This is a genomic window from Streptomyces zaehneri, from assembly GCF_032248645.1.
GTDB lineage: Bacteria > Actinomycetota > Actinomycetes > Streptomycetales > Streptomycetaceae > Streptomyces > Streptomyces coriariae.
In genome coordinates this window covers 307,370-326,813 of record NZ_JASTTJ010000005.1, presented here as the reverse complement: position 1 = coordinate 326,813, position 19,444 = coordinate 307,370, and the positions used below count along the sequence as shown (strand labels likewise).

Sequence of the window (19,444 nt, the reverse complement as noted above, 5' to 3'; positions counted from 1 at the left end):
ACGGGGACCGCTCTCACCGTCCGTCCAGAGCCTCCGGATCGTCGGCCCCGCCGTAGGTGAACGAGCGGAACAGCACCTCGCCCTCGGAGCAGGTGAGTCCGACCGTCCGGCCCGTCATGCCCGCGGCGACCTCGGTCGAGAGGTACCGGCCGTCGATGCGGCCGAGTTCCCGGAATCCGTCCGCGCCGTGCAGGCCGGCCACGACTTCGTCGGGCCCCAAGTCGGTCCCGAAGGGCGTGGCGGCGCTGTGCGGTACGACGCGCAGTTCGAGGGTCGTCCCGCCGGTGGCGGCCCCTGTGGCGGCGGCTTCGCCCAGGACCGCGTGCGCCGCGCCGATCCGGGCGACGGCACGGACACGGCCGTCCGCCACTTCGACGCGTACCGCGTGGCGGGCGTCGATCCGCAGCTCCAGTCCTCCGGCTCCGCCGGGTCCCCCGGCCCTCCCGTCGGTGACCACCGTTGCCCGCGCCCGCAGGTGGAGGTGTTCCTGACGGCGGCCCACGAAGGCCGGGCCGGCGGTCGCGGTCAGTCGCAGGCCCTGGTCCGTCGCCTTCAGCACGTCGGCGGGGAACGCGCCGGGCGCCACCCAGGACGGCGGCAGGGGCTCCCCCGCTTCCGTCAGGTGCTCGGTGAAAGCCGGTGCGGCGTCCGGCTGGATCGGTGCGGCCGTGCCGGGCCAGCCCTCGCTCCAGCGCACCTCGCAGGCGAAGGTCTCCCGGCCGAGTACGTGCCACTCGGGGCTGCTGCCGCGCGGCCGCACGCCCAGGTAGACCATGGCCCACGTGCCGTCGGGACGCCGCACGAGGTCCGCGTGACCGGTGCTCTGGACGGGGGCGTCGCTGCCGCGCGCGGTGAGGATCGGATTGCCGGGGCACGCCTCGAAGGGGCCGGACGGCGATGGCCCCCGGGCGATGGTGACGGCGTGACCGCGTTCGGTGCCGCCCTCGGCGATGAGCAGGTACCAGAGCGCGCCGACGCGATACAGGTGCGGGCCCTCGGGGAACTTGCCGCCCGTCCCCTGCCACAGCCGCCGTCGCTCGGTGAGCAGGGCGCCGGTCCGCGGATCCAGCACGGCCTGCACGATCCCCTCGCCGAAGCGGGTCCAGGTCAGCAGGCAGGCGCCGTCGTCGTCCCAGGCGAGGTCGGGGTCGATGCCCAGCGCGTCGGGGATCCACACCGGGTCCGACCAGGGGCCGGCCGCGTCTTCGGCGGTGACCAGGAACATCCTCGGCTCGCCCACCAGCAGGGTGCTGATCATCCAGAAGCGGCCGTCGTGATGGCGAAGGGTCGGCGCCAGGATGCCTCCGGAGGCCGACACCCCCGCCAGCGGCAACTGCGACGGCCGGTCGAGCGCGTGGCCGAGATGTTCCCAGGTGCGCAGGTCGGTCGACCGGTGGATCGGCACACCCGGCGCGTATTCGAAGCTGGAGTTGGCGAGGTAGTACACGTCTCCCACCCGGCAGACGCTGGGGTCGGGATGGAATCCGGGGAGGACCGGGCGGACGGGCAGCTGCACGGCGTGACTTTCCGGTGGTCGGAAGCGGGCGGGGTGAGGTGCGGGGCGGAGGTGGGCGTACGGCCCGCTCAGACTGCGGCCTCGTCCACCGCCTCCACCGCGTCCTCGGTCTCGGGATCACGCAGCGGCGGGATGAACAGGGAGAGCGCCAGGGCCAGGAGCGTGACGAGGGCGCCGAGCCAGAAGACCCAGGCGTAACCGGCGTCCTGGTAGAAGGCGGTGCCGTCGACCACGGTGCTGTGGGCGCTGAGGAGGGCGTACGCGCCGGCGGTGACGATGGCGCCGAAGAGGCTGATCAGCATGTTCAGCATGCCGCTGCCCAGTCCCTGTTCGTCACGGGAGACGACGCCGACCACGAGCACCGGCGCTCCCGCCACCACGACACCGGCGCCGATGTTGGCGACGCAGGAGGTCAGGGAGAGTTCCAGCTCGTTGCCGTGGAAGAAGCCGACGAGCGCGTAGCCGGCGGCCATCACCGTCAGGCCGGCGATCCACACCTTGCGCGGGTCCAGGCTGCGCAGGAAGCGGCTGACGAGGATGCCGGTCCCGAACATCACCAGGTTCCAGCTCACGCTGACCACGGCGTTGTGCTGCGCCGTCCATCCCAGTCCGGCCGAGACGCCGGGGATGTGCGGGAAGAGGGCGAGCAGAATGGCCAGTCCCGGCATCGTGAACGCGACGGTCTGCGCGAGGCCGCCGGCCGTGAGCGCCAGGGCCACGGGGCGCCGGCGCAGAACGGTCAGGTCGAGGATGGGGTGGGCGCTGGCCCGCTCGACGAACAGGAACGCGATCAGGGCGGCGGCGGCGGCACCGAGCCAGCCGAGCGTGCGGACGTCGGTCCAGCCCCAGCTCTGGCCCTGGCCGACGGCGTAGATCACGGCGGTGAGACCGCCGCCGAGGACCAGTCCGCCCGTCCAGTCGAAGCCCGGGTCGAAGGCGTGCCGCGGTGTCTCCGGCACGACCAGGGCGACCAGCAGGAACGCGACGGCGGTGGCGGCGGCGAGGAACCACAGGGCGCCGCGGTAGCCCCAGTGGTCGACGAGCCATCCCGCGAGGAAGGGGGTGCCGAGGGCAACGAGTCCGACGCCGCTGCCGATCATGCCGCTGGCCGACTTGACCAGCCGACGCGGGAAGATGTCGCGCACCGCGGCGAAGGAGAGCGCGCCGAACGGGCCGTAGAACCCGGCGATAGCCCGGCCGACCAGCACCAGCCAGAAGTCTCCGGCCAGAGCGGCCAGCGCCTCGCCGCCGGCCCCCAGCGCCATCATGGCGAGCATGACGCGCTTCCTGCCGTACAGGTCGCCCAACTTGATGGCGAACGGCGTCAGCAGGATGGTCACCAGGGTGAGCGTGAGGCCGAACCACGCCACCTGAGTGGTGTGGAAGCTCTGCGCGACGCTCGCGGTGGCGTTGGCGCCGAGGATGCCGCCGGCGGCCAGCAGCTGGGTGGGCCAGGCGAGCGCGATCAGCACCGCGACCAGGCGGAGGTTCCAGCCTCCGCCGGTCTTGGCGGACGGCGCGATGTCGAGCGAGGGGCTTGGCGACGTCGGTGTCATGCCAGCCCTCCTTTCACGGAGGTGCCGAAGGGAGTCAGAGCAGATGTGGGGGTGCGCGGAGGATCGAACCCGCCGTGACACGTCGCTCACCGGGAGGTGACAGCGCGGCAATCCGTCGTCGCGTGACGTCGATGATGACCCGAACACCTAGTGCTTACTAGGTGTTCGTAGAGTGACCCATGTCACACGCACACCGGGCGCTCACGACCCGTCATGGACGCCGCACGGCACCCCGGTACCGTTCTTCCATGGCGACACCCAGGGGACCGCGCGGCGGCTACACGGCAGGCCGGGCACGGCGCACCCAGATTCTCGAGGCGGCCCTGCTGCGCTTCGGGCAGGACGGCTACCGCAAGACCTCCCTCGCCCGTATCGCCCGGGACGCCGAGATCACCGACGCCGGGCTGCTGCACCACTTCCGCGACAAGCAGCAGCTCCTGCTGGCCGTGGTCGAGCACTGGCACGACCGCATGGACACCCAGTGGCAGCGGGTGTCGGAGTCGGTGCGGGACGCGTTCCGCTGCCACGTGGAGGACACCGCGGAGACGCTCACCATGCCGGGCATGGTGGAACTCGCCGTCGTGGTCTCCGCCGAGGCGACCGCGCCGGACCATCCGGCCCACGAGTTCTTCGCCCACTGGCAGGAGAAGGGCGTGAGGGAGCTCGCGGAGCGACTGCGCGCCGGAAGCCACAACGGCGAACTCCTGCCCGGCCTGGACCACGACGGCATCGCGCGCGAATGCGCCGCCGTCGACGCCGGACTGCGGCAGCAGTGGCTCGCCTCCGGCCGCTCCTTCGATCTCGTCCCGGTGATGCACGCCCACCTGGACCGGCTGATGCGCTCCATCTCCGCCGACGGCCAGGGGCTGTAGGGCAGCTCGGGCAGGACAGCCCGGGGCGAGCCCTCACGCACAGCGCCCCGACAGGCAGCGACCCGACACACGGCACCCTCGGGCACAGCAAGGACCCACCGTCGCCCCCCGACCGCACCGAGATGTCATGTACACGACATGCACATCCCTACCCAATCACGCCGTATGACTCACGTCACACAGGCCAACACCTAGCGCCCACTAGGTATTGGCGCGCATGATCGAGCCTGCTCATCTCCGTCCCACGGGACCCACGCACCCGACACCCACGCCCACGCCCACGGCGCCGAGGACTCGACATGCCCCACCCCTGGACCGCCCGCGTCATCTCCCCCTCCCGACCGGCACGGCCGTCCGCCACCGCGGCCCGGCCGGCCGCTCTGCTGCGCGGCGAGTTCACCGTGCGGGCAGCGGTCAGAGCGGCCCGGCTCTCCGTCACCGCGCTCGGCGTGTACGAGCTGGAACTCAACGGCGCCGTGGTGGGCGACCACGTCCTCGCCCCCGGCTGGACGAGCTACCGCCACCGCCACCGCTACCAGGTCTTCGACGTGGCGGACCTGCTGCGCGAGGGGGCCAACGCCTGGGGAGCGCATCTGGCGGACGGCTGGTACCGGGGGCTGCTCGGCTTCAACGGCGGCACCCGGAACATCTACGGCGAGGACACCGGCCTGCTCGCCGAGCTGCGGATCGAGTACGCCGACGGCAGCGCCCACACCGTCACCACGGGCGGGGACTGGCGCTGGAGCGCCGGGCCCGTGACCGCGGCGGGTCTGTACGAGGGCGAGGAGTACGACGCGCGCCGCGAGCAGGCCGGGTGGAGCGAGCCCGGCTTCGACGACTCGGCCTGGCCGCCGGTGCGGCTCCTGCCGTTCGACGCCTCCGTGCTCTTCGAGGCCGACAGCCCGCCGGTGCGCCGAATCGAGTCCGTCACCCCGGTCGCCGTCACCACCTCCCCCACCGGCCGCACCCTCGTCGACTTCGGCCAGAACCTGGTCGGACGGCTGCGCATCCGCGTCCGGGGCGAAGCGGGCCGAACCGTCACCCTGCGGCACGCGGAGGTCCTGGAGGACGGCGAGCTGTGCACCCGTCCGCTGCGGCACGCCACCGCCACCGACCGTTACACCCTGCGCGGCGACGCGGACGGCGAGGTGTGGGAACCCCGCTTCACCTTCCACGGCTTCCGCTACGCCGAGATCGACGGCTGGCCCGGGGAGCCGGCCCCGGCCGACGTGAAGGCCGTCGTCCTGCACAGCGACCTGCGCCCCACCGGCTGGTTCTCCTGCTCCGACGCCTCGCTGAACCGGCTGCACGAGAACGTGGTGTGGGGGATGCGCGGCAACTTCCTCGACGTCCCCACCGACTGCCCGCAGCGCGACGAGCGGCTTGGCTGGACCGGTGACGTGCAGGTCTTCGCCCCCACCGCCGCCTTCCTCTACGACGTCCGCGCGTTCCTGCGCTCCTGGCTGTGCGATCTGGCCGCCGACCAGGGCGAGGACGAGCGGGGCGTCCCGCCGGTGTTCAGCCCCGACATCCCGGTGATCACCCCCGTCGAGATCCCGCCGGGCAATCCGCCGATGGCCGGATGGTGCGACGCGGCCGTGATCGTCCCCTGGGTGCTGTACGAGCGCTACGGCGACACCGAGGTGCTGCGCGCCCAGTACGCCTCCATGCGCGGCTGGGTCGACGCGGTCGACCGCCTCGCCGGGGACGGCCGGATCTGGGGTGAGGGCTTCCAGTTCGGCGACTGGCTGGACCCGGCCGCACCCGCCGACGACCCCGGGCGGTCGACGACCTCCTCCAGCCTGGTCGCCACCGCGTACTTCGCGCACTCGGCCCGGCTGCTGGCCCGTACCGCCCACGTGCTGGCGGAGAAGGACGACGCCGAGCACTACGGCGCCCTGGCCGACTCGGTCCGCGAGGCCTTCCGGCACCGTTTCCATGCCGGGGGCGGGCGGCTGGTGGAGGAGACCCAGACCGCCTACGCCCTCGCCCTGTGCTTCCGACTGCTGGAGGACGACGCCGAACGCGCCGAGGCCGGACGCCGGCTCGCGGACCTCGTGGCGTCGGGAGAGCACCGCATCGGCACCGGGTTCCTCGGTACCCCGCTGGTGTGCGACGCGCTGACCGACACCGGACACGTGGACACCGCCTTCGGGCTGCTGACGCAGCGCTCCGGCCCGTCCTGGCTGTACCAGGTGGACATGGGCGCCACCACGGTCTGGGAGCGCTGGGACAGCATGCTTCCCGACGGCAGCGTCAATCCCGGCGAGATGACCTCCTTCAACCACTACGCCCTCGGAGCGGTCGCCGACTGGATGCACCGCACCGTCGCCGGTCTGGCCCCCGCCGAACCCGGCTACCGCCGGCTCCTGGTCCGTCCCCGCCCGGGCGGCGGCCTCACCTGGGCCCGCGCCGCGCACGAGACCCCGTACGGCCGGGCCGAGACCGCCTGGCGCGTCGAGGGCGGCCTGCTCCTGCTGGACCTCCTCGTTCCGCCGGAAACCTCCGCCCTCGTCGACCTGCCGGGCGCCGAACCCGTGACCGCGGGACCCGGACGGCACTCCTTCCACACCCCGCTTCCGCAGCGACAGCCCCGGCTACCGCCACAGAAATGACCCACGGCCGCAGGGGCACGGAGACCGCCGTACGCGCGGCCGCCCTCGCACGGCGTCTCGCCACCGCCACTCTCCGGCCTCGGCCTAGGCCCCGCGCCGCCCCGTACTCCCCCACCCGCGAACCCCCACCCATGGAGCACGCAGTGAACCACCCGTACCAGGACCCCCGGCACAGCGTCACCGAGCGCGTGGCCGACCTGCTGGCGCGCATGACCGTCGAGGAGAAGGCCGGACTGCTCTTCCACCACGTCATCGGCATCGGCGACCGGCCCGCACCCGCCGGGCGCACCGCCGAGGAGATGATGTCCGAGAGCCTGATGTCCCACTTCAACCTGCTCGGAGCCGGCAGTCCTCGCCAGATGGCCGACCTGCACAACCATGTCCAGCAACTGGCGGCCGACACCCGCCTCGGCATCCCGGTGACCCTCTCCACCGACCCCCGCCACGCCTTCACCGACAACCCGGGCACCGCGATGCTGGCCGGCCCGTTCTCCCAGTGGCCGGAGTCGCTGGGCCTCGCCGCCGTCGGCGACGCCGACCTCGTACGGCGGTACGCGGACACCGTGCGCCGCGAGTACCTGGCCGTCGGTCTGCGGGTCGCCCTGCACCCGCAGATCGACCTGGCGACCGAGCCCCGCTGGGCGCGCGGCTCGGGCACGTTCGGCGAGGACGCCGACCTGACGTCACGACTCGTCGCCGCCTACATCGAGGGACTGAGCGGGCCGGGCGACGGCCTCGGCGCCGACAGCGTCGCCGCGATGGTCAAGCACTTCCCCGGAGGCGGACCCCAGAAGGACGGCGAGGACCCCCACTTCCCCTACGGCAAGGAGCAGATCTACCCCGGCGGCTTCTTCGACTACCACCTCTTGCCCTTCAAGGCCGCCATCGCCGCGGGCGCCACCCAGGTCATGCCGTACTACGGCATGCCCGTCGGCACCGAGCACGAGGAGGTCGGCTTCGGCTTCAACCGCGGCATCATCACCGGACTGCTGCGCGAGAAGCTGGGCTTCGACGGCATCGTCTGCACCGACTGGGGCCTGGTCACCGACCAGTTGGTCATGGGCGAGCCGCACCTGGCGCGGGCCTGGGGCGTGGAGGACCTCTCCCCCGCCGAGCGACTGCTGAAGATCCTGCACGCGGGCGCCGACCAGGTCGGCGGCGAGTCCTGCCCCGAACTGATCGTGGACCTGGTGCGCACGGGCCGGCTCGAGGAGTCGCGGCTCGACGCCTCCGTGGTCCGGCTGCTCGGCGAGAAGTTCCGCCTGGGCCTGTTCGACGACCGGCGCTACGTCGATCCCGACGCCGCCGAGGAGATCGTCGGCCACGCAGACTTCCACGCCGCCGGCGAGGTCGCCCAGCGCCGCTCGGCCACCCTGCTCAAGAGCGGGCCGCTGCCCCTGTCCGGCAGGCCCCGTCTCTACGTCGAGGGCGTCGATCCGACGGCGGCCGCCGAGTACGCCGACCTCGTCGCCGACCCCGCCGACGCCGACCTCGCGGTGCTGCGCCTGACCACGCCGTACGAACCCCGGCCCGGACTGTTCGAGTCCTTCTTCCACGCCGGCCGTCTCGACTTCCCCGAGGAGCGCCTCAAGGAGATCCTCCGCCTGCTCGACGCGGTACCCACCGTCGTGGCGATCCACCTGGAACGCCCGGCCGTCATCCCCGAGATCGCCGACCGCTCGGCGGCGCTCCTCGCCGTGTACGGCACCGGCGACCGCGCCCTGCTCGACCTCCTGTTCGGCCGGGCCGTGCCGGAGGGCTCGCTGCCCTTCCAACTCCCCCGCTCCATGGCCGAGGTCGAGGCAGGACACCCCGACGTGCCCCAGGAGAGCACCGACCCGCTCTACCCCTTCGGCCACGGCCTGCGCTACACAGCCGGGGCGTGAGGCCATCGCCATCCGCCGCCGGGGCGTGAGGCCATCGCCATCCGCCGCCGACGGGGTCCGGACACAGCGCTGAACGGATCCGCCGGGGTGTCGGGGCTCGACGCCCCGGCATCGCGCGCGTCCCCGCCCGTGCCCTCCCCTTGTGCCCAGCGTGGACCTGGGGTTTCCGGGCACCCGGGACACGGACCCGGCTGGTCGGCCCAAGGAGAGAGCATGACGAAGGACTCACCGTTGAAGGCTGTCGGATGGGCGCGCTCGCTCCCGGTGAGCAGCGGGGTGAAGGTCGCCAGGGAGTGGACGCGTGCGCATGTGGCCACGCTCGGCTGGACGCGGACGGCACCGGATCTGGTGGATTCGATCCTGCTGGCGGTGTCCGAGCTGGTCACCAACGCCCACGTGCATGCCCGTAGCGCGGCGCAGCTGATCCTCACCTGGGACGAGGAGTGCCTGCACGTCACCGTGCATGACGACTCGCCTCGGCTGCCCGAGCCGCGTGATCCGGGCACAAGCGCCCCCGGCGGGCGCGGTCTGCTGCTGGTAGACGCCCTCGCCGACAAATGGGAGGCCTATCCCTGCCCTCGCGGCAAGAGCATCACCGCCTGCTTTCAAGCACCCCCGGCCGCCGCGCCCGGAGCGACCGGCCCGGGATGAGCGGTCCGGTCACCGAGAGGGAAGCCAACCCATGACATCCGACGAGGGCGAGCGGCTCGAACACGCCATCCTGGACCTCCTGGCACGGCGGCGGCCGGACGCGTCGCTCTGCCCGTCCGAGGTCGCCCGGTCGGTCCACCACGGTTCGGGCGACGGATGGCGACGGCTGATGGAGCCCACGCGTGCCGCGGCCCGACGGCTGTCCCGGGCGGGTCGGGTGGAGATCACCCAGGGCGGAGAGCCCGTCGACCCGACGACGGCCCGTGGTCCGATCAGGATCCGCCGGACACGCTGACGACCTCCACCGGAGGGCTGCGCGGCGGGCGGTAGCCGGAGCTCCCGCTCAGGCCCCGCCGTTCCGGCAGACCTGCCCTGCCCCTCCTGTACATCGGCACGCCGGTCGGCAGGCACAGACGCCACCACCACCGCATCCCGAGCGACCTCGCTCCCCAAGCCCCCACCTCCCCACGGCCTTCGGCGCTCCTCCTGTCCACCGACCCTCCACCACCCCGCTCGAAACCCACTCGCCCCTCCCCGCGCTCACCTCGCCGGACGCTCGCCGAACTCGTCTGAAACATTTGCCCCGGTCCACCGCGTCTGTGAGGTGTAGGCCAACGGAAAGGCGCCGAGGGGTGGTGGGAATGCGAAGGTCCCGGACATCGTCCCGGACAGATGAGTTCATGGAGTTCGCCACCGGACGCGCCGGGCACCTGCTCCGCTCCGCATGCCTGCTCACCAGCGGAGACACACACCTCGCCGAGGATCTGGTGCAGGAGACGCTCAGCCGGATGTACACCCTGTGGGGCCGGGTGTCCCGGATCGACAACCCTGCGGCGTACGCCCAGACCGTTCTCGTCCGCATCTTCCTGACACACCGTCGGAGGTACTCCGCGGCCGAGCGCCCGCTGGCGGAGCTGCCGGACGCCCCGGCGGCCCGGAGCACGGACGACCCGGCCCTGCGGCTCGCACTGCTCCAGGCCCTGCGGGAACTGCCGCCCAAGGACCGGGCGGTGGTGGTGCTGCGGTACTGGGAGGACCGCAGTGTGGAGGACACCGCCGACGCGATGAACGTGAGCTCCGCGGCCGTACGCACCCGCTGCCATGTCGTGGTCGTCGACTCCAAGAGTGGCCGGCGGACCTACATCGAAGCCACCCGGACCGCCGGCGACAAGGAGGCGTGGAACGAGACCCTGCCCGACGGCACCAAGGTGGGCACCCGGCAACTGCCCGGCCAGCAGCCGGGAGTCGTCCAGCTCCGGGTCGACGCACTCCGGGTGAACGGGCGGTGGATGTCCGTCTGCGCCTACAACGCTCCGAGTCCGACGTCCAGGAAGAGCGGCGCCGCCCCCTTGATCACGGCCCAGGAACTCAGGACCATCGCCACCAGCCGGTCCTGGCTGCTCGCCCGGTAGTGCCGGCACGGCGACGAGCGGCCGTCGCGGCGCCCAGCTGGCCGTGCACGCCCGCCGGCTGGTGTTCGGCGGTTTCACCGCCTCCGGGGCACGCGGATACCACTACCGCATCCTGGCGGCACTGCACGAGTTCGGGCCCGCGAGCCAGGCGGAGCTCGGCCGCCGGTGCCGCGTCGACCACCACGAATCGCGGTGACCGCCCACCTGCCCGCCCGCCCGCACGAATCGCGGTGACTGCCCATCCGCCCGCCCGCTCGCCCCGGACTCGACTCCACTCACCGCGCTCGACGCACTAGCCTCGGCGCACTCGACGCACCGCACACGCCGTACCGGCCCCCGGAGCCCGCGGCACAGCTCAGGACGTCTTCGTCCCGGACGGTTTCGCGCTTCTGCTCCTACCGGCGCCCGCACCGCTCCGACCAGGCCCGGCGGGCGCCTTCTTCCGGCTCACGGGTCGTTCGGTGCTCGCGACCTCCTGTGCCGGCGCCGCCCGGGTCGGCGCGGTCGGCCACTTGAACTCGAACTCCAGCTCGATCTCCCCGCCGCCGACCTCGACCTCGATCTCGGTGCGCAGCTCGTCGGGGATCCGCAGGCTCAGCGTTCCGGGACCGAACTCCAGTTCCACATCCCCGCCCTCCCTCAGCGCAGCCGCGAGCGCCGTGAGCTGGTCGGCCGCCTCCAGGCGTGACAGCGAACGCTTCTGCTCGAACTTGAGGTCCTTCATGAACGCCTCCGATCCGGCAAGAACAACACATAACGCCAATTCTGGGGTCATGCGCGCCATCGGACATCCTGTGCGACCCCACCGTGGACCGGGGGCGGCCCGGGGGAAGTCCGGTCGCCGGCGGACGGGACGCTGCCACCGGGAGCTGAACCGACGTGAGCGGGCCGCCGGGCCCTGCGTGGATGGGGGAACGGTATGCGGGCAAGTGGTGACCTTGTGCGAGATGGGGCCGGGCGTTGCATAGGTTTGGCGGATGCGAGATGGTTGCCCGACGGCAATCTTTTCCATCGGCAGAGAGGTGGTGGGGCACGCGCGATGCGTTCCCCCGCTTGTGACTCCTTCTCCAGATACCTCTGGCAGTCCACGCCTGGGCGTCGGCACCGCGTGGAGTGACGCCCCCTACCCCGTGCTCGTCCTCGACCGCGGCGGGGACGTCGTCGAGACGAACGAGGCCGCGCGCGGCCTGCTCTTCGATCGGACCGACGAGAGCATCGCGGCGGAAGGCCTGCCGCGCTGGCTCGCGGAGGCCCATGGCCGCCTGCGGACGACCGGAGGGCCGTCGGGAGCCGTCTCGGGTGCCGTGGCGGGCCGTACGTTCGTGGCGCACCCCTCGCCCACCGAGGGCGGGGACGTGGTGTGGTGGCTGGTGGAGAACACCGATCTCCGCCTCGCCGAGCAGGCGTTGCACAGTGAACGTGAGCGGGCCGGGCTGCTCGCCGAGATCTCCGGTGCCCTGTTGTCGTCGCTGAACGTGGACCGGTGCACGGAGGTGACGGCACGGATGGCCGCTGATCATCTCGCCGACGCGGCGGTCATCGTCGCGCCCGCTCAAGGGCGCCGCCATGCGCTGACCTATGCGCAGGTGGGCGGTGAGGTCACCCAGGTCACGGTGCCGATCGACGCGGGATCGGTTCCCGGACTCGCAGAAGCGCTCCAGGGTTTCCCACCGGTCCCCACGCGGTGGCTCGACCCGGACGATCTCCCGGGCTGGGTGGTCCCACCGGGCTTCGACCGTCCGATCGGGTCGGTGATCGTCACTCCGCTGCCCGGACACGGGATGCCGGCCGGGGTGCTGATCCTGCTGCGGTCCAGCACCCACCGGGCGTTCACGGACGGCGAGGAGGTCTTCGCGCGGCTGTTCGCCGCACGGGCCGGAGCCGCTCTGTCGGCGGCGCGCCTGTACGCCGAGCAGGCGTCGATCACGGCCACGCTGCTGCGGGAGTTGCTGCCGCCGCGGCTGGAACGCGTGCACGGTGTCGAATACGCCGGGGCCTACCGGGCGTCGCAGGACCATGAGCGGGTCGGCGGGGACTTCTACGACGTCCACCCCGGTGCGGAGCCCACCGACGAAACGTTCGTCGTCCTGGGCGATGTGGCCGGCAAGGGCCTGGAGGCCGCCGTCCTGACCGGGAAGATCCGCAGCGTGCTGCATGCCCTGCTGCCCCTGTCCGGTGACCACCAGCAGGTGCTCAGCCTCCTCAACGGCGCACTGCTCAACTCCCACACCACCCGGTTCGCGACCCTGGTGCTGGCCTCCGTACGACGGAGTTCGGAGCAGGTGCTGCTGCGGCTGACCAGCGCCGGGCATCTGCCGCCGCTGATCGTCCGCGGCGACGGCCGGGTGGAGGAGGCCGACACCAGCGGCACGCTCGTGGGCGCGCTGCCCGACGTCCGGATGCGCGGCGTCGACGTGGTGCTGGCACCCGGGGAGACCTGTCTGCTGTACACGGACGGGATCACCGAAGCCCGCGGCGGCCCGCTGGGCGATCAGCTCTACGGCGAGGCAAGGCTGCGGGACGCCCTGCGCGAGTGTGCGCGGATGCCTGCCGAGGCGGTGGTCGAGCGGGTGCAGATGCTGGCCGCGCAGTGGTTGGAGAGTGACCGCCATGACGACATGGCCACCCTCGCGATCACCAATCCTGTCGGCGGCGGCCACGGCACGCCGCGGGTCGCGGACGGACTCGAGGGCCGCCACCCACACCTGAGGGAGCCGTGATGGCGGGCGCAGGAGTCGACACGAGCCTGCGGGGGCTGTCGGATCGGCTGTGGACCGCGGTGATCGGCCGGGACGAGCCGGCCGCGCTGCGGCTGGTGACTACCGCGGCAGACGCGGGAGCCGACGGTGAGACACGCGAGGCGCTGCTGCTGGACGTCGTCGCCGGCGTGCAGCACCGCGTCGGCATGGAGTGGGCCGCCAACCGCATCAGCGTGGCCGAGGAACACGCGGCCAGCGCGATCACCGACCGGGTCATCACCGCCCTGGCCGACCACCCGGCGCCCCCGACCGGCCGGCCCGAACGGGGGCGCGTCACGGTTGCCTGCGTGGACGGCGAATGGCATGCCCTTCCCGCCCGGTTCCTGGCCGAACTCCTCACCCTGCGGGGCTGGCGGGTGGACTTCCTCGGCGCCCGCACACCCACCCCGCAACTGATCGCGCACCTGCACCGGACCAACCCCGCCGCCGTGCTGCTGTCGGCCTCGATCCCCACCCACCTGCCCACCGCGCACCAGGCGGTCACCGCCGTGCAGTCCCTCGGCATCCCCGTCATGGTCGGCGGCGCCGCCTTCGCCGCGGACGGCCGCTACGCCCGCCTCATCCAGGCCGATGCCTGGGCGCCCGACGCCCGCACCGCCGCGGACCTCCTGGCTCAGGGCCTGACCGGGCACCGGGCGCAGCAGCGGCAGCAGATCGACGACCTGCCCCATCTCGCCGATCAGGAGTACACCTTCATCAGGCAGAGCCGTACCGGACTGGTCCGGCAGTCGCTGGCCGCCATGGAGGACCGCTGGCCGGCCATGCGGTCCTACACCCCGGCGCAGCGCGAACGGACCGCCGAGGACCTCGCCCACATCGTGGACTTCCTGGCCACCGCCCTCTACGTCGACGACGCCGCCCTGTTCACGACGTTCATCACCTGGACCGCGGACATCCTCACGGCCCGCCGGGTGCCCGCCGGCAGCCTGCGCCTGGGGCTGGACATCCTGGCCGATCAGCTGCGCGACTACCCCCGCGCCCTCGGCGTCCTGAAGGCGGCGACCGACACCCTGCCCGCGATGCCCACCGGCTCCGGCCCGGGAATCACCGCATGACCTCCACCCCCTGTCCGCCGGCGGAGTTCACCCTGACCGTCCAGGCCGCCGACACGCACACGCTGCGTGTGGCGATCCACGGCTGCCTCGACTACGACACCGGCGACGAGTTCACTCCCGCCGTGGACGAGCTGCTGGACGCACACGCCGAACAGCACGGCCCGGCCCTGCGCCACCTGCGTCTGGACTGGACGGATCTCACCGCCTTCGACTCCAGCGGCCTGTCCGCCCTGCTCGCCCTGCGCCGCCGCACCCACCCGGCCGGCATCACCCTGCATCTGCACCACCAGCCCACCCACTTCACCCGCCTGCTCGAGGTCACCGGCGTCATGGGCCACTTGACGCAACAGGCACACGGAGCGGGCTCTCCAGAGGCTGCGATCCCCTGAACGGCGAGCGGCCCGCACCCTTCGAAGGGTGCGGGCCGCTTCTGTCAGTGGCCGGATCCGTGCCGGCCGCCCAGTTGGTCGCGGTGGCGCGGATCGCCCAGGTACGTGTCGGCGTCGAAGACGGGTGCCGACTTGGCCTGTGCCTTCGTCCGGGCCAGTTGCACGATGCGGGCGTCGTGGTCGATGCCCAGGACGTCGCCCGACGGGATCACCACGTCCTTGCCGAATACCCACAGGCCGGTGTGCACCACCAGGAAGCGCGGGCCGAGGTCCCTGGAGTACTTGCTGACCTTGCCGACGTGACCGTCCGTGGCGTCGACCTGGTATCCGGTCAGGTCGTCGTCCGGGGTGTGGCCGGCGGTCGGCACGTGGTGTGCGCGGTATTGGCTCACGGTGTCCTCCCTGTCGTCCTGTTCCTGCTAGTGCCCGCTCAGGCGGGTGGCAGACGTGCGGGAATCGTCACGGCGTACGTCGCGGGGCTACGCCGTCCACACCCGTTCCGCGTAGTCGACGAAGTTGCGCCCCATGATCTTCTCGATGCGGCCGGAGGAGTAGCCGCGCTGTTCCAGCAGCCGTATCAGCTCGCGGAACTGGTCCACGCCCCGCAGGTCGACCACGAAGGGGTAGGTGTCCGCCCGCTCGCCGGCCGCGGAGACCCCGGCCTCCTGGCGCTGCGCCACGTGCTCGGCCAGCCGGGCCCGGTAGGCGTCGAGGTCGTCGATCGCGGTGACGGGCCCGTCGGTGCCGATGCCGACGTGGTCCTCGCCGCAGACGTCCACGGCGTGCGCGATGTGCTCGACCACGTCGGCGGCGCGCGCGTGGCCGGTCGGGCTGAGGAACGGCATGAAGTAGATGCCGACGAAGCCGCCGCGGGAGGCCACCAGACGCAGTTCCTCGTCGGTCTTGTTGCGGGGCAGATCGGTCAGCGCACGGCACCCGGTGTGGTTGATCGACACGGGGACCCGGGAGTGCGTGGCGGCGTCGAGACAGGTCCGCTCACCGCTGTGCGAGAGGTCGACCATGAGGTGGTGGTCGTTGAGGGCGTCGACCACCTCGCGTCCGAACGCGGTCAGCCCCGTGCCGGACGGTGCCGTCGAGCCGCCGCCGAGGTGGTTGGCCTGGTTGTAGGTCAACTGGACCACGCGCACACCGCGTTCGGCGAAGGTGGCGATCCGGCCGGCGTCGTCCCCGACGGCCACCGCGTTCTGGAAGCCGTAGATGACGCCGACGCGTCCGTCGCGGGCGGCCGTGCGGATGTCGGCGACGCCGGTCACCTTCAGCAGGTCGTCCGGGTGCCGGTCGATGACGCCGTCCCAGATGTCGATCTCGTGCAGGGTGTGCTCGTAGGGCGGCAGGTCGCCCATCACATAGCCCAGGGTGATGTTAACGGCGGTCAGGCCGGAGGCTCTCGCGTCGGCCAGCGTCCGGGCGTCGACGGTGTACTGCTCGCTGGTCGGGTTGAGGTCTCCCGCCGCCTCCCTCGACTGCGGGGCGTTGGGGTTGTCGAGCTGTCCCAGCGCGTTGATGATCAGGGGCGTGCCGGTCAACGGGTCTCCCGGGACGGGGTGGTGGCGTAGGCGGCGCGCGGGAAGCGGCGGCCCCGCTTGACGGTGAGGGTGATGGTGCGCAGGTGGTCGATGTCGGCCAGCGGGTCTCGCGCGAAGACCGCGAAGTCGGCCAGTCTGCCCGGCTCGACGCTGCCCGTCAGGTGTGCGGCGCCGGCGCTGCGGGCGCCGACGAGGGTCGCGCAGCGGAGCACGTCCGGGGCCGGGATGCCGCACCGCTTCACCAGGAAGGCGAGTTCCTCGTAGAGGGCGGGGAACGGCTCGCCGGGAGCGGTCTCGTAGTCGGTGCCGGTGGCCAGCGCCACGCCCGCCCGGTGCGCCTGCGCCGTGAGGGCGATGGCCAACTCGGTCTGCCGGCGCGCATGTTCGGCGCTTTCCGGGTCGTCGCCGGCGAGCTCCGCGCTCGCCCACATGCCGGCGGTCGCGTCCAGGACGACGTCCCGCTCCCGCATCCGGGCGAAGAGCCCGTCGAGCCGCGCGTCCTCGCCGGTGACCAGACTCTCGTGATCGACGGCCGGCTTGTGCTTGTAACTGGTCAGCGGCTCGGTGGCGGCCTCGTGGGCCAGCAGGGTCACATGCGAGACGGTGTCCACGCCGGCCGCGACGACCTCGCCGGGCGTGGCGGGGAACACGGCCGCGTGCGCCCATACCGGGATGCCCTGCCGGTGCGCCTCGGCGGTGATGGCGGCGACGAGGCCCGCCTCCAGGTCGGCGTAGACCTTGATGGCCGACGCGTGGGTTCCGCGGGCCATGGCCACGGCCAGGGGGAGGTCGGTCGTGTCGGTGACGGCCTGCATCCAGGGCACGTGTCCGGGGACGGCGCCCTGGGTCACCTGGTGGGTGCGGGGGTCGTCGAAGAAGCCCGGACCTGCCATCAGGGCCGCGTAGTGGATGTCCGGGGCGGCGATCTCGCCCACCAGCGCGGCCCGCGCGAGGTCCCCCACCTGACGCAGGTCGTCCGCCATGTCCCGCACGGCCGTGACGCCGCTGTGGACGAGGCGGCGCAGGACCGCTTCGGCGGCCGGACGATCGGGCGGAGTGGCGAGGTGCTGGTGCGCGTCGATGAGGCCGGGCGTGACGAAGTGACCGGTGAGATCGACGACTTCGGCACCGTCGGCGAGGGCGGCCGCCACGTCCGTCTCGTCCGCGACGGACCGGATCACGGAGCCGTCCACGACGAGCGACACGGCGGGCCGGGGCGCGCTGCCGGTCCCGTCGAACAGCGTGAGGCCGCGGTAGACCACCAACTCGCCGGCCTCGGGCGGCGCGAAGGGGTTCGCCGCCACGGAACTCTCGTTCGTCAAGGTCACCACTCTCGATCTGTTACGCTCTACGTAACAACTCTCTCGCTACTCGAAACACGCGATACCCTACCCCCGAATCCCGGTGTCGGACACGCCTCGCCGGGACGGTCCGTCCGGTCACCGGGAAGGGTTTCGATGCCGCAGGCGACGCAAACAACGCGAACGGCCGTGGACAAGGCGCTGGACCTGGTCGAGGCCGTCGCCCGTGCCCCCCGGCCGCCCCGGCTCACCGACCTCGCCGACGAGGTCGGGCTGCACCGGGCCACCGCGTACCGGGTCCTCGTGGACCTGGTCCGCCGCGGCTGGGTGCTGCGCGTCGACGACCGGTATCTGCCGGGCACCGCCGTCCTGCGCCTGTCGGCCCGGGCGGCGCACAACTCGCTGACCTCGCTGGCCCGCCCGGTGCTGGAGGACCTCTCCGCGCGCACCGGCATGATGGTCAACCTCCAGGTCCTCGAGAACGACGGTTCCCGGGTGGTGGACGTGATCCGCCCGGACCGGCTGGCGATGATCAGCACACTCCGGGACGAGGCGCTGCCCGTCCACCGGTTCGCCGGCCCCCTCGCCCTGGTGGCCGCCCTGCCCCCGCAGGCACGCGGCCCCTACCTCGACGTGGCCCGCAGGGCCGGACATCCCCTGGACGGCGACACGGGGCTGCTCGCCGACCTCGAGCGGACCGAGTCCGACGGGTTCGCCGTCGAGCACGGCCGCAACGAGCAGTTCGTCGCCTCGCTGAGCCGCGCCGTCGTCCCGGTCCCCGGGGCACCGGTGTGCGCCGTCACGGTGGTCGGCCCGGATGCCGAGATCGACGAACCCCGGATGCGCCGCCTGCGGGACGAACTCGCCTCGGCGGTCGACACCCTGTGCGGCCTGCTGTCCGGCCCGGGCACGGCGAGCGGCGCGTGAACGACGTCCTCGTCCTCGACCGGGCGGCCACCGCTGCGGCCCTCGACCCGCGCCGCCTGATGGCCGCCGTGTCCGACGCGCTCGTCGCCGTGGCCCGGGACACGGTGTCCGCGCCGCCCCGGATAGCGGCCTTCGCGCCCGGCGGTCTGCTGGGCACCATGCCCGGATACGTGCCGGGTCTCGGCCTCGCGGCGAAACTCGTGTCGGTGTTCGCCGACCCGGCCCGCCCCGGACGCAGCACCCACCGGGGCATCGTGGCCCTCTTCGACGCCGAGGACGGCCGCCCCCTGGCCGTCATGGACGCCGAGCCCGTGACGGCCTGGCGCACCGCGGCGGCAGCCACGCACAGCGCCTGGGCCCTGGCCCGGCCCGGACCCGTCGTGGTCGTCGGGACCGGCGCCCAGGCCCGGGCCCAGGTCTCCCTCCTCGCCGCGCTGCGCCCGGCCGAACCCGTCACCGTCACCGGCCGCGACCCCGAAGCGGCCCGCGCGCTGGCCGCCCTGCACCCGGCGGGCCGTGCGACGGACGGCATCGAGACCGCCGTACGCGAGGCGTCCACCGTGTACTGCTGCACCGGCGCGACCCGGCCCGTCCTGCGCCGCGCATGGCTCGCCCCGGGCACCCATGTGAGCTCGGTCGGCGGCTCCCACGGACCCGAACTCGACGACGACACCATCCGGGACGCCGCACTCTTCACAGAATGGCCCGGCGCCGCCGCCACTCCCCCGCCCTCCGGCGCCCACGAGTTGCAGGGGCTGCCGAAGGACAGCCTCGTCGTCCTCCTCGGCTCCGTCCTGAGCGGCGAGGCGCCCGGCCGGACATCCCAGGACCAGCTCACCGTCTTCAAGTCCACCGGCCACGCCGCCCTGGACGTGGCCGCCGCACACGTCGTCCACCGCACGGCGACCGGCCGCCGCCGTACGGACGAGGCGCCCCGCTAGCGCGTCGGTGCCCGGAG

General features: G+C 72.7%; 17 protein-coding genes and 1 pseudogene. 12 read left to right on the top strand and 6 right to left on the bottom strand.

Translation table 11 applies throughout. The features are described from left to right. Window positions 1-13 precede the first annotated feature (13 nt). Together QQM72_RS11645 and QQM72_RS11640 are read right to left on the bottom strand one after the other, a co-directional pair. Window positions 14-1,516, bottom strand: a complete 1,503-nt coding sequence (locus QQM72_RS11645) for a glycoside hydrolase family 43 protein (protein WP_314220759.1) — start codon at window positions 1,514-1,516, stop codon at window positions 14-16. A gap of 68 nt (window positions 1,517-1,584) precedes the next feature. Further along, a complete protein-coding gene (locus QQM72_RS11640) occupies window positions 1,585-3,072 on the bottom strand; it encodes an MFS transporter (RefSeq protein WP_314220758.1) in 1,488 nt (495 codons plus the stop codon). A gap of 248 nt (window positions 3,073-3,320) precedes the next feature. On the opposite strand from QQM72_RS11640, the gene QQM72_RS11635 reads away from it, so the two are divergent. From QQM72_RS11635 to QQM72_RS11605, 7 genes and pseudogenes are all read left to right on the top strand, one after another. Beyond that, a complete protein-coding gene (locus tag QQM72_RS11635) occupies window positions 3,321-3,944 on the top strand; it encodes a TetR/AcrR family transcriptional regulator (protein WP_314220757.1) in 624 nt (207 codons plus the stop codon). Between the two features lie 299 nt (window positions 3,945-4,243). Then, a complete protein-coding gene (locus QQM72_RS11630; RefSeq protein ID WP_314220756.1) occupies window positions 4,244-6,559 on the top strand; it encodes a glycoside hydrolase family 78 protein in 2,316 nt (771 codons plus the stop codon). 131 nt (window positions 6,560-6,690) lie between these two features. Further along, window positions 6,691-8,445 carry a glycoside hydrolase family 3 protein gene (locus tag QQM72_RS11625; protein ID WP_314220755.1) on the top strand — a complete coding sequence of 585 codons (1,755 nt, stop codon included), beginning with the start codon at window positions 6,691-6,693 and terminating at the stop codon, window positions 8,443-8,445. Between the two features lie 213 nt (window positions 8,446-8,658). After that, the gene (locus QQM72_RS11620) at window positions 8,659-9,096 is read left to right on the top strand and encodes an ATP-binding protein (protein ID WP_314220754.1); all 438 of its coding nucleotides are present in this window, start codon (window positions 8,659-8,661) and stop codon (window positions 9,094-9,096) included. Between the two features lie 31 nt (window positions 9,097-9,127). Next, a complete protein-coding gene (locus tag QQM72_RS11615; RefSeq protein ID WP_314220753.1) occupies window positions 9,128-9,391 on the top strand; it encodes a DUF3253 domain-containing protein in 264 nt (87 codons plus the stop codon). Between the two features lie 346 nt (window positions 9,392-9,737). Next, window positions 9,738-10,196 (top strand): annotated as a pseudogene (locus QQM72_RS11610) (SigE family RNA polymerase sigma factor); the annotation flags it as partial. 355 nt (window positions 10,197-10,551) lie between these two features. Next, complete coding sequence (locus QQM72_RS11605) at window positions 10,552-10,704, top strand: hypothetical protein (RefSeq protein ID WP_314220752.1); 153 nt, start codon at window positions 10,552-10,554, stop codon at window positions 10,702-10,704. A 159-nt stretch (window positions 10,705-10,863) separates the two neighbouring features. Here the strand turns inward: QQM72_RS11605 and QQM72_RS11600 are convergent, their stop codons facing one another. Next, window positions 10,864-11,232 (bottom strand): amphi-Trp domain-containing protein, encoded by a 369-nt coding sequence (locus QQM72_RS11600; RefSeq protein ID WP_314220751.1) that lies wholly within the window; start codon window positions 11,230-11,232, stop codon window positions 10,864-10,866. Between the two features lie 406 nt (window positions 11,233-11,638). Here QQM72_RS11600 and QQM72_RS11595 point away from each other — a divergent pair, with 406 nt between their 5' ends. From QQM72_RS11595 to QQM72_RS11585, 3 genes are read left to right on the top strand one after another with little or no spacing between them, the layout of a single operon-like run. Further along, window positions 11,639-13,228 carry a PP2C family protein-serine/threonine phosphatase gene (locus tag QQM72_RS11595; protein ID WP_314220750.1) on the top strand — a complete coding sequence of 530 codons (1,590 nt, stop codon included), beginning with the start codon at window positions 11,639-11,641 and terminating at the stop codon, window positions 13,226-13,228. Beyond that, on the top strand, window positions 13,228-14,322 hold the full coding sequence (locus tag QQM72_RS11590; RefSeq protein ID WP_314220749.1) for a cobalamin B12-binding domain-containing protein: 1,095 nt from the start codon (window positions 13,228-13,230) through the stop codon (window positions 14,320-14,322). Before QQM72_RS11595 ends, QQM72_RS11590 begins: the two co-directional genes overlap by 1 nt. Then, window positions 14,319-14,711 carry an STAS domain-containing protein gene (locus QQM72_RS11585; RefSeq protein WP_314220748.1) on the top strand — a complete coding sequence of 131 codons (393 nt, stop codon included), beginning with the start codon at window positions 14,319-14,321 and terminating at the stop codon, window positions 14,709-14,711. The genes QQM72_RS11590 and QQM72_RS11585 overlap by 4 nt, the downstream gene beginning before the upstream one ends. Before the next feature lie 44 nt (window positions 14,712-14,755). Here QQM72_RS11585 and QQM72_RS11580 read toward each other — a convergent pair whose 3' ends face one another. The 3 genes from QQM72_RS11580 to QQM72_RS11570 all read right to left on the bottom strand — a co-directional run bounded on the left by QQM72_RS11580 (window position 14,756) and on the right by QQM72_RS11570 (window position 17,586). Continuing rightward, window positions 14,756-15,103, bottom strand: coding sequence for a PRC-barrel domain containing protein (locus QQM72_RS11580; protein ID WP_314220747.1), 348 nt, complete (start codon window positions 15,101-15,103; stop codon window positions 14,756-14,758). Between the two features lie 87 nt (window positions 15,104-15,190). After that, entirely contained in the window at window positions 15,191-16,258 is a 1,068-nt protein-coding gene (locus QQM72_RS11575; RefSeq protein ID WP_314220746.1) for a dipeptidase, read from the bottom strand. Further along, window positions 16,255-17,586, bottom strand: a complete 1,332-nt coding sequence (locus QQM72_RS11570; RefSeq protein WP_314220745.1) for an amidohydrolase family protein — start codon at window positions 17,584-17,586, stop codon at window positions 16,255-16,257. The genes QQM72_RS11575 and QQM72_RS11570 overlap by 4 nt, the downstream gene beginning before the upstream one ends. A 129-nt stretch (window positions 17,587-17,715) precedes the next feature. Between QQM72_RS11570 and QQM72_RS11565 the strand changes: the two genes are divergently transcribed. Continuing rightward, on the top strand, window positions 17,716-18,486 hold the full coding sequence (locus QQM72_RS11565) for an IclR family transcriptional regulator (RefSeq protein WP_314220744.1): 771 nt from the start codon (window positions 17,716-17,718) through the stop codon (window positions 18,484-18,486). Then, window positions 18,483-19,427: an ornithine cyclodeaminase family protein gene (locus QQM72_RS11560; RefSeq protein ID WP_314220743.1), complete on the top strand. Its 945-nt coding sequence runs from the start codon at window positions 18,483-18,485 to the stop codon at window positions 19,425-19,427. The genes QQM72_RS11565 and QQM72_RS11560 overlap by 4 nt, the downstream gene beginning before the upstream one ends. Window positions 19,428-19,444 lie beyond the last annotated feature (17 nt).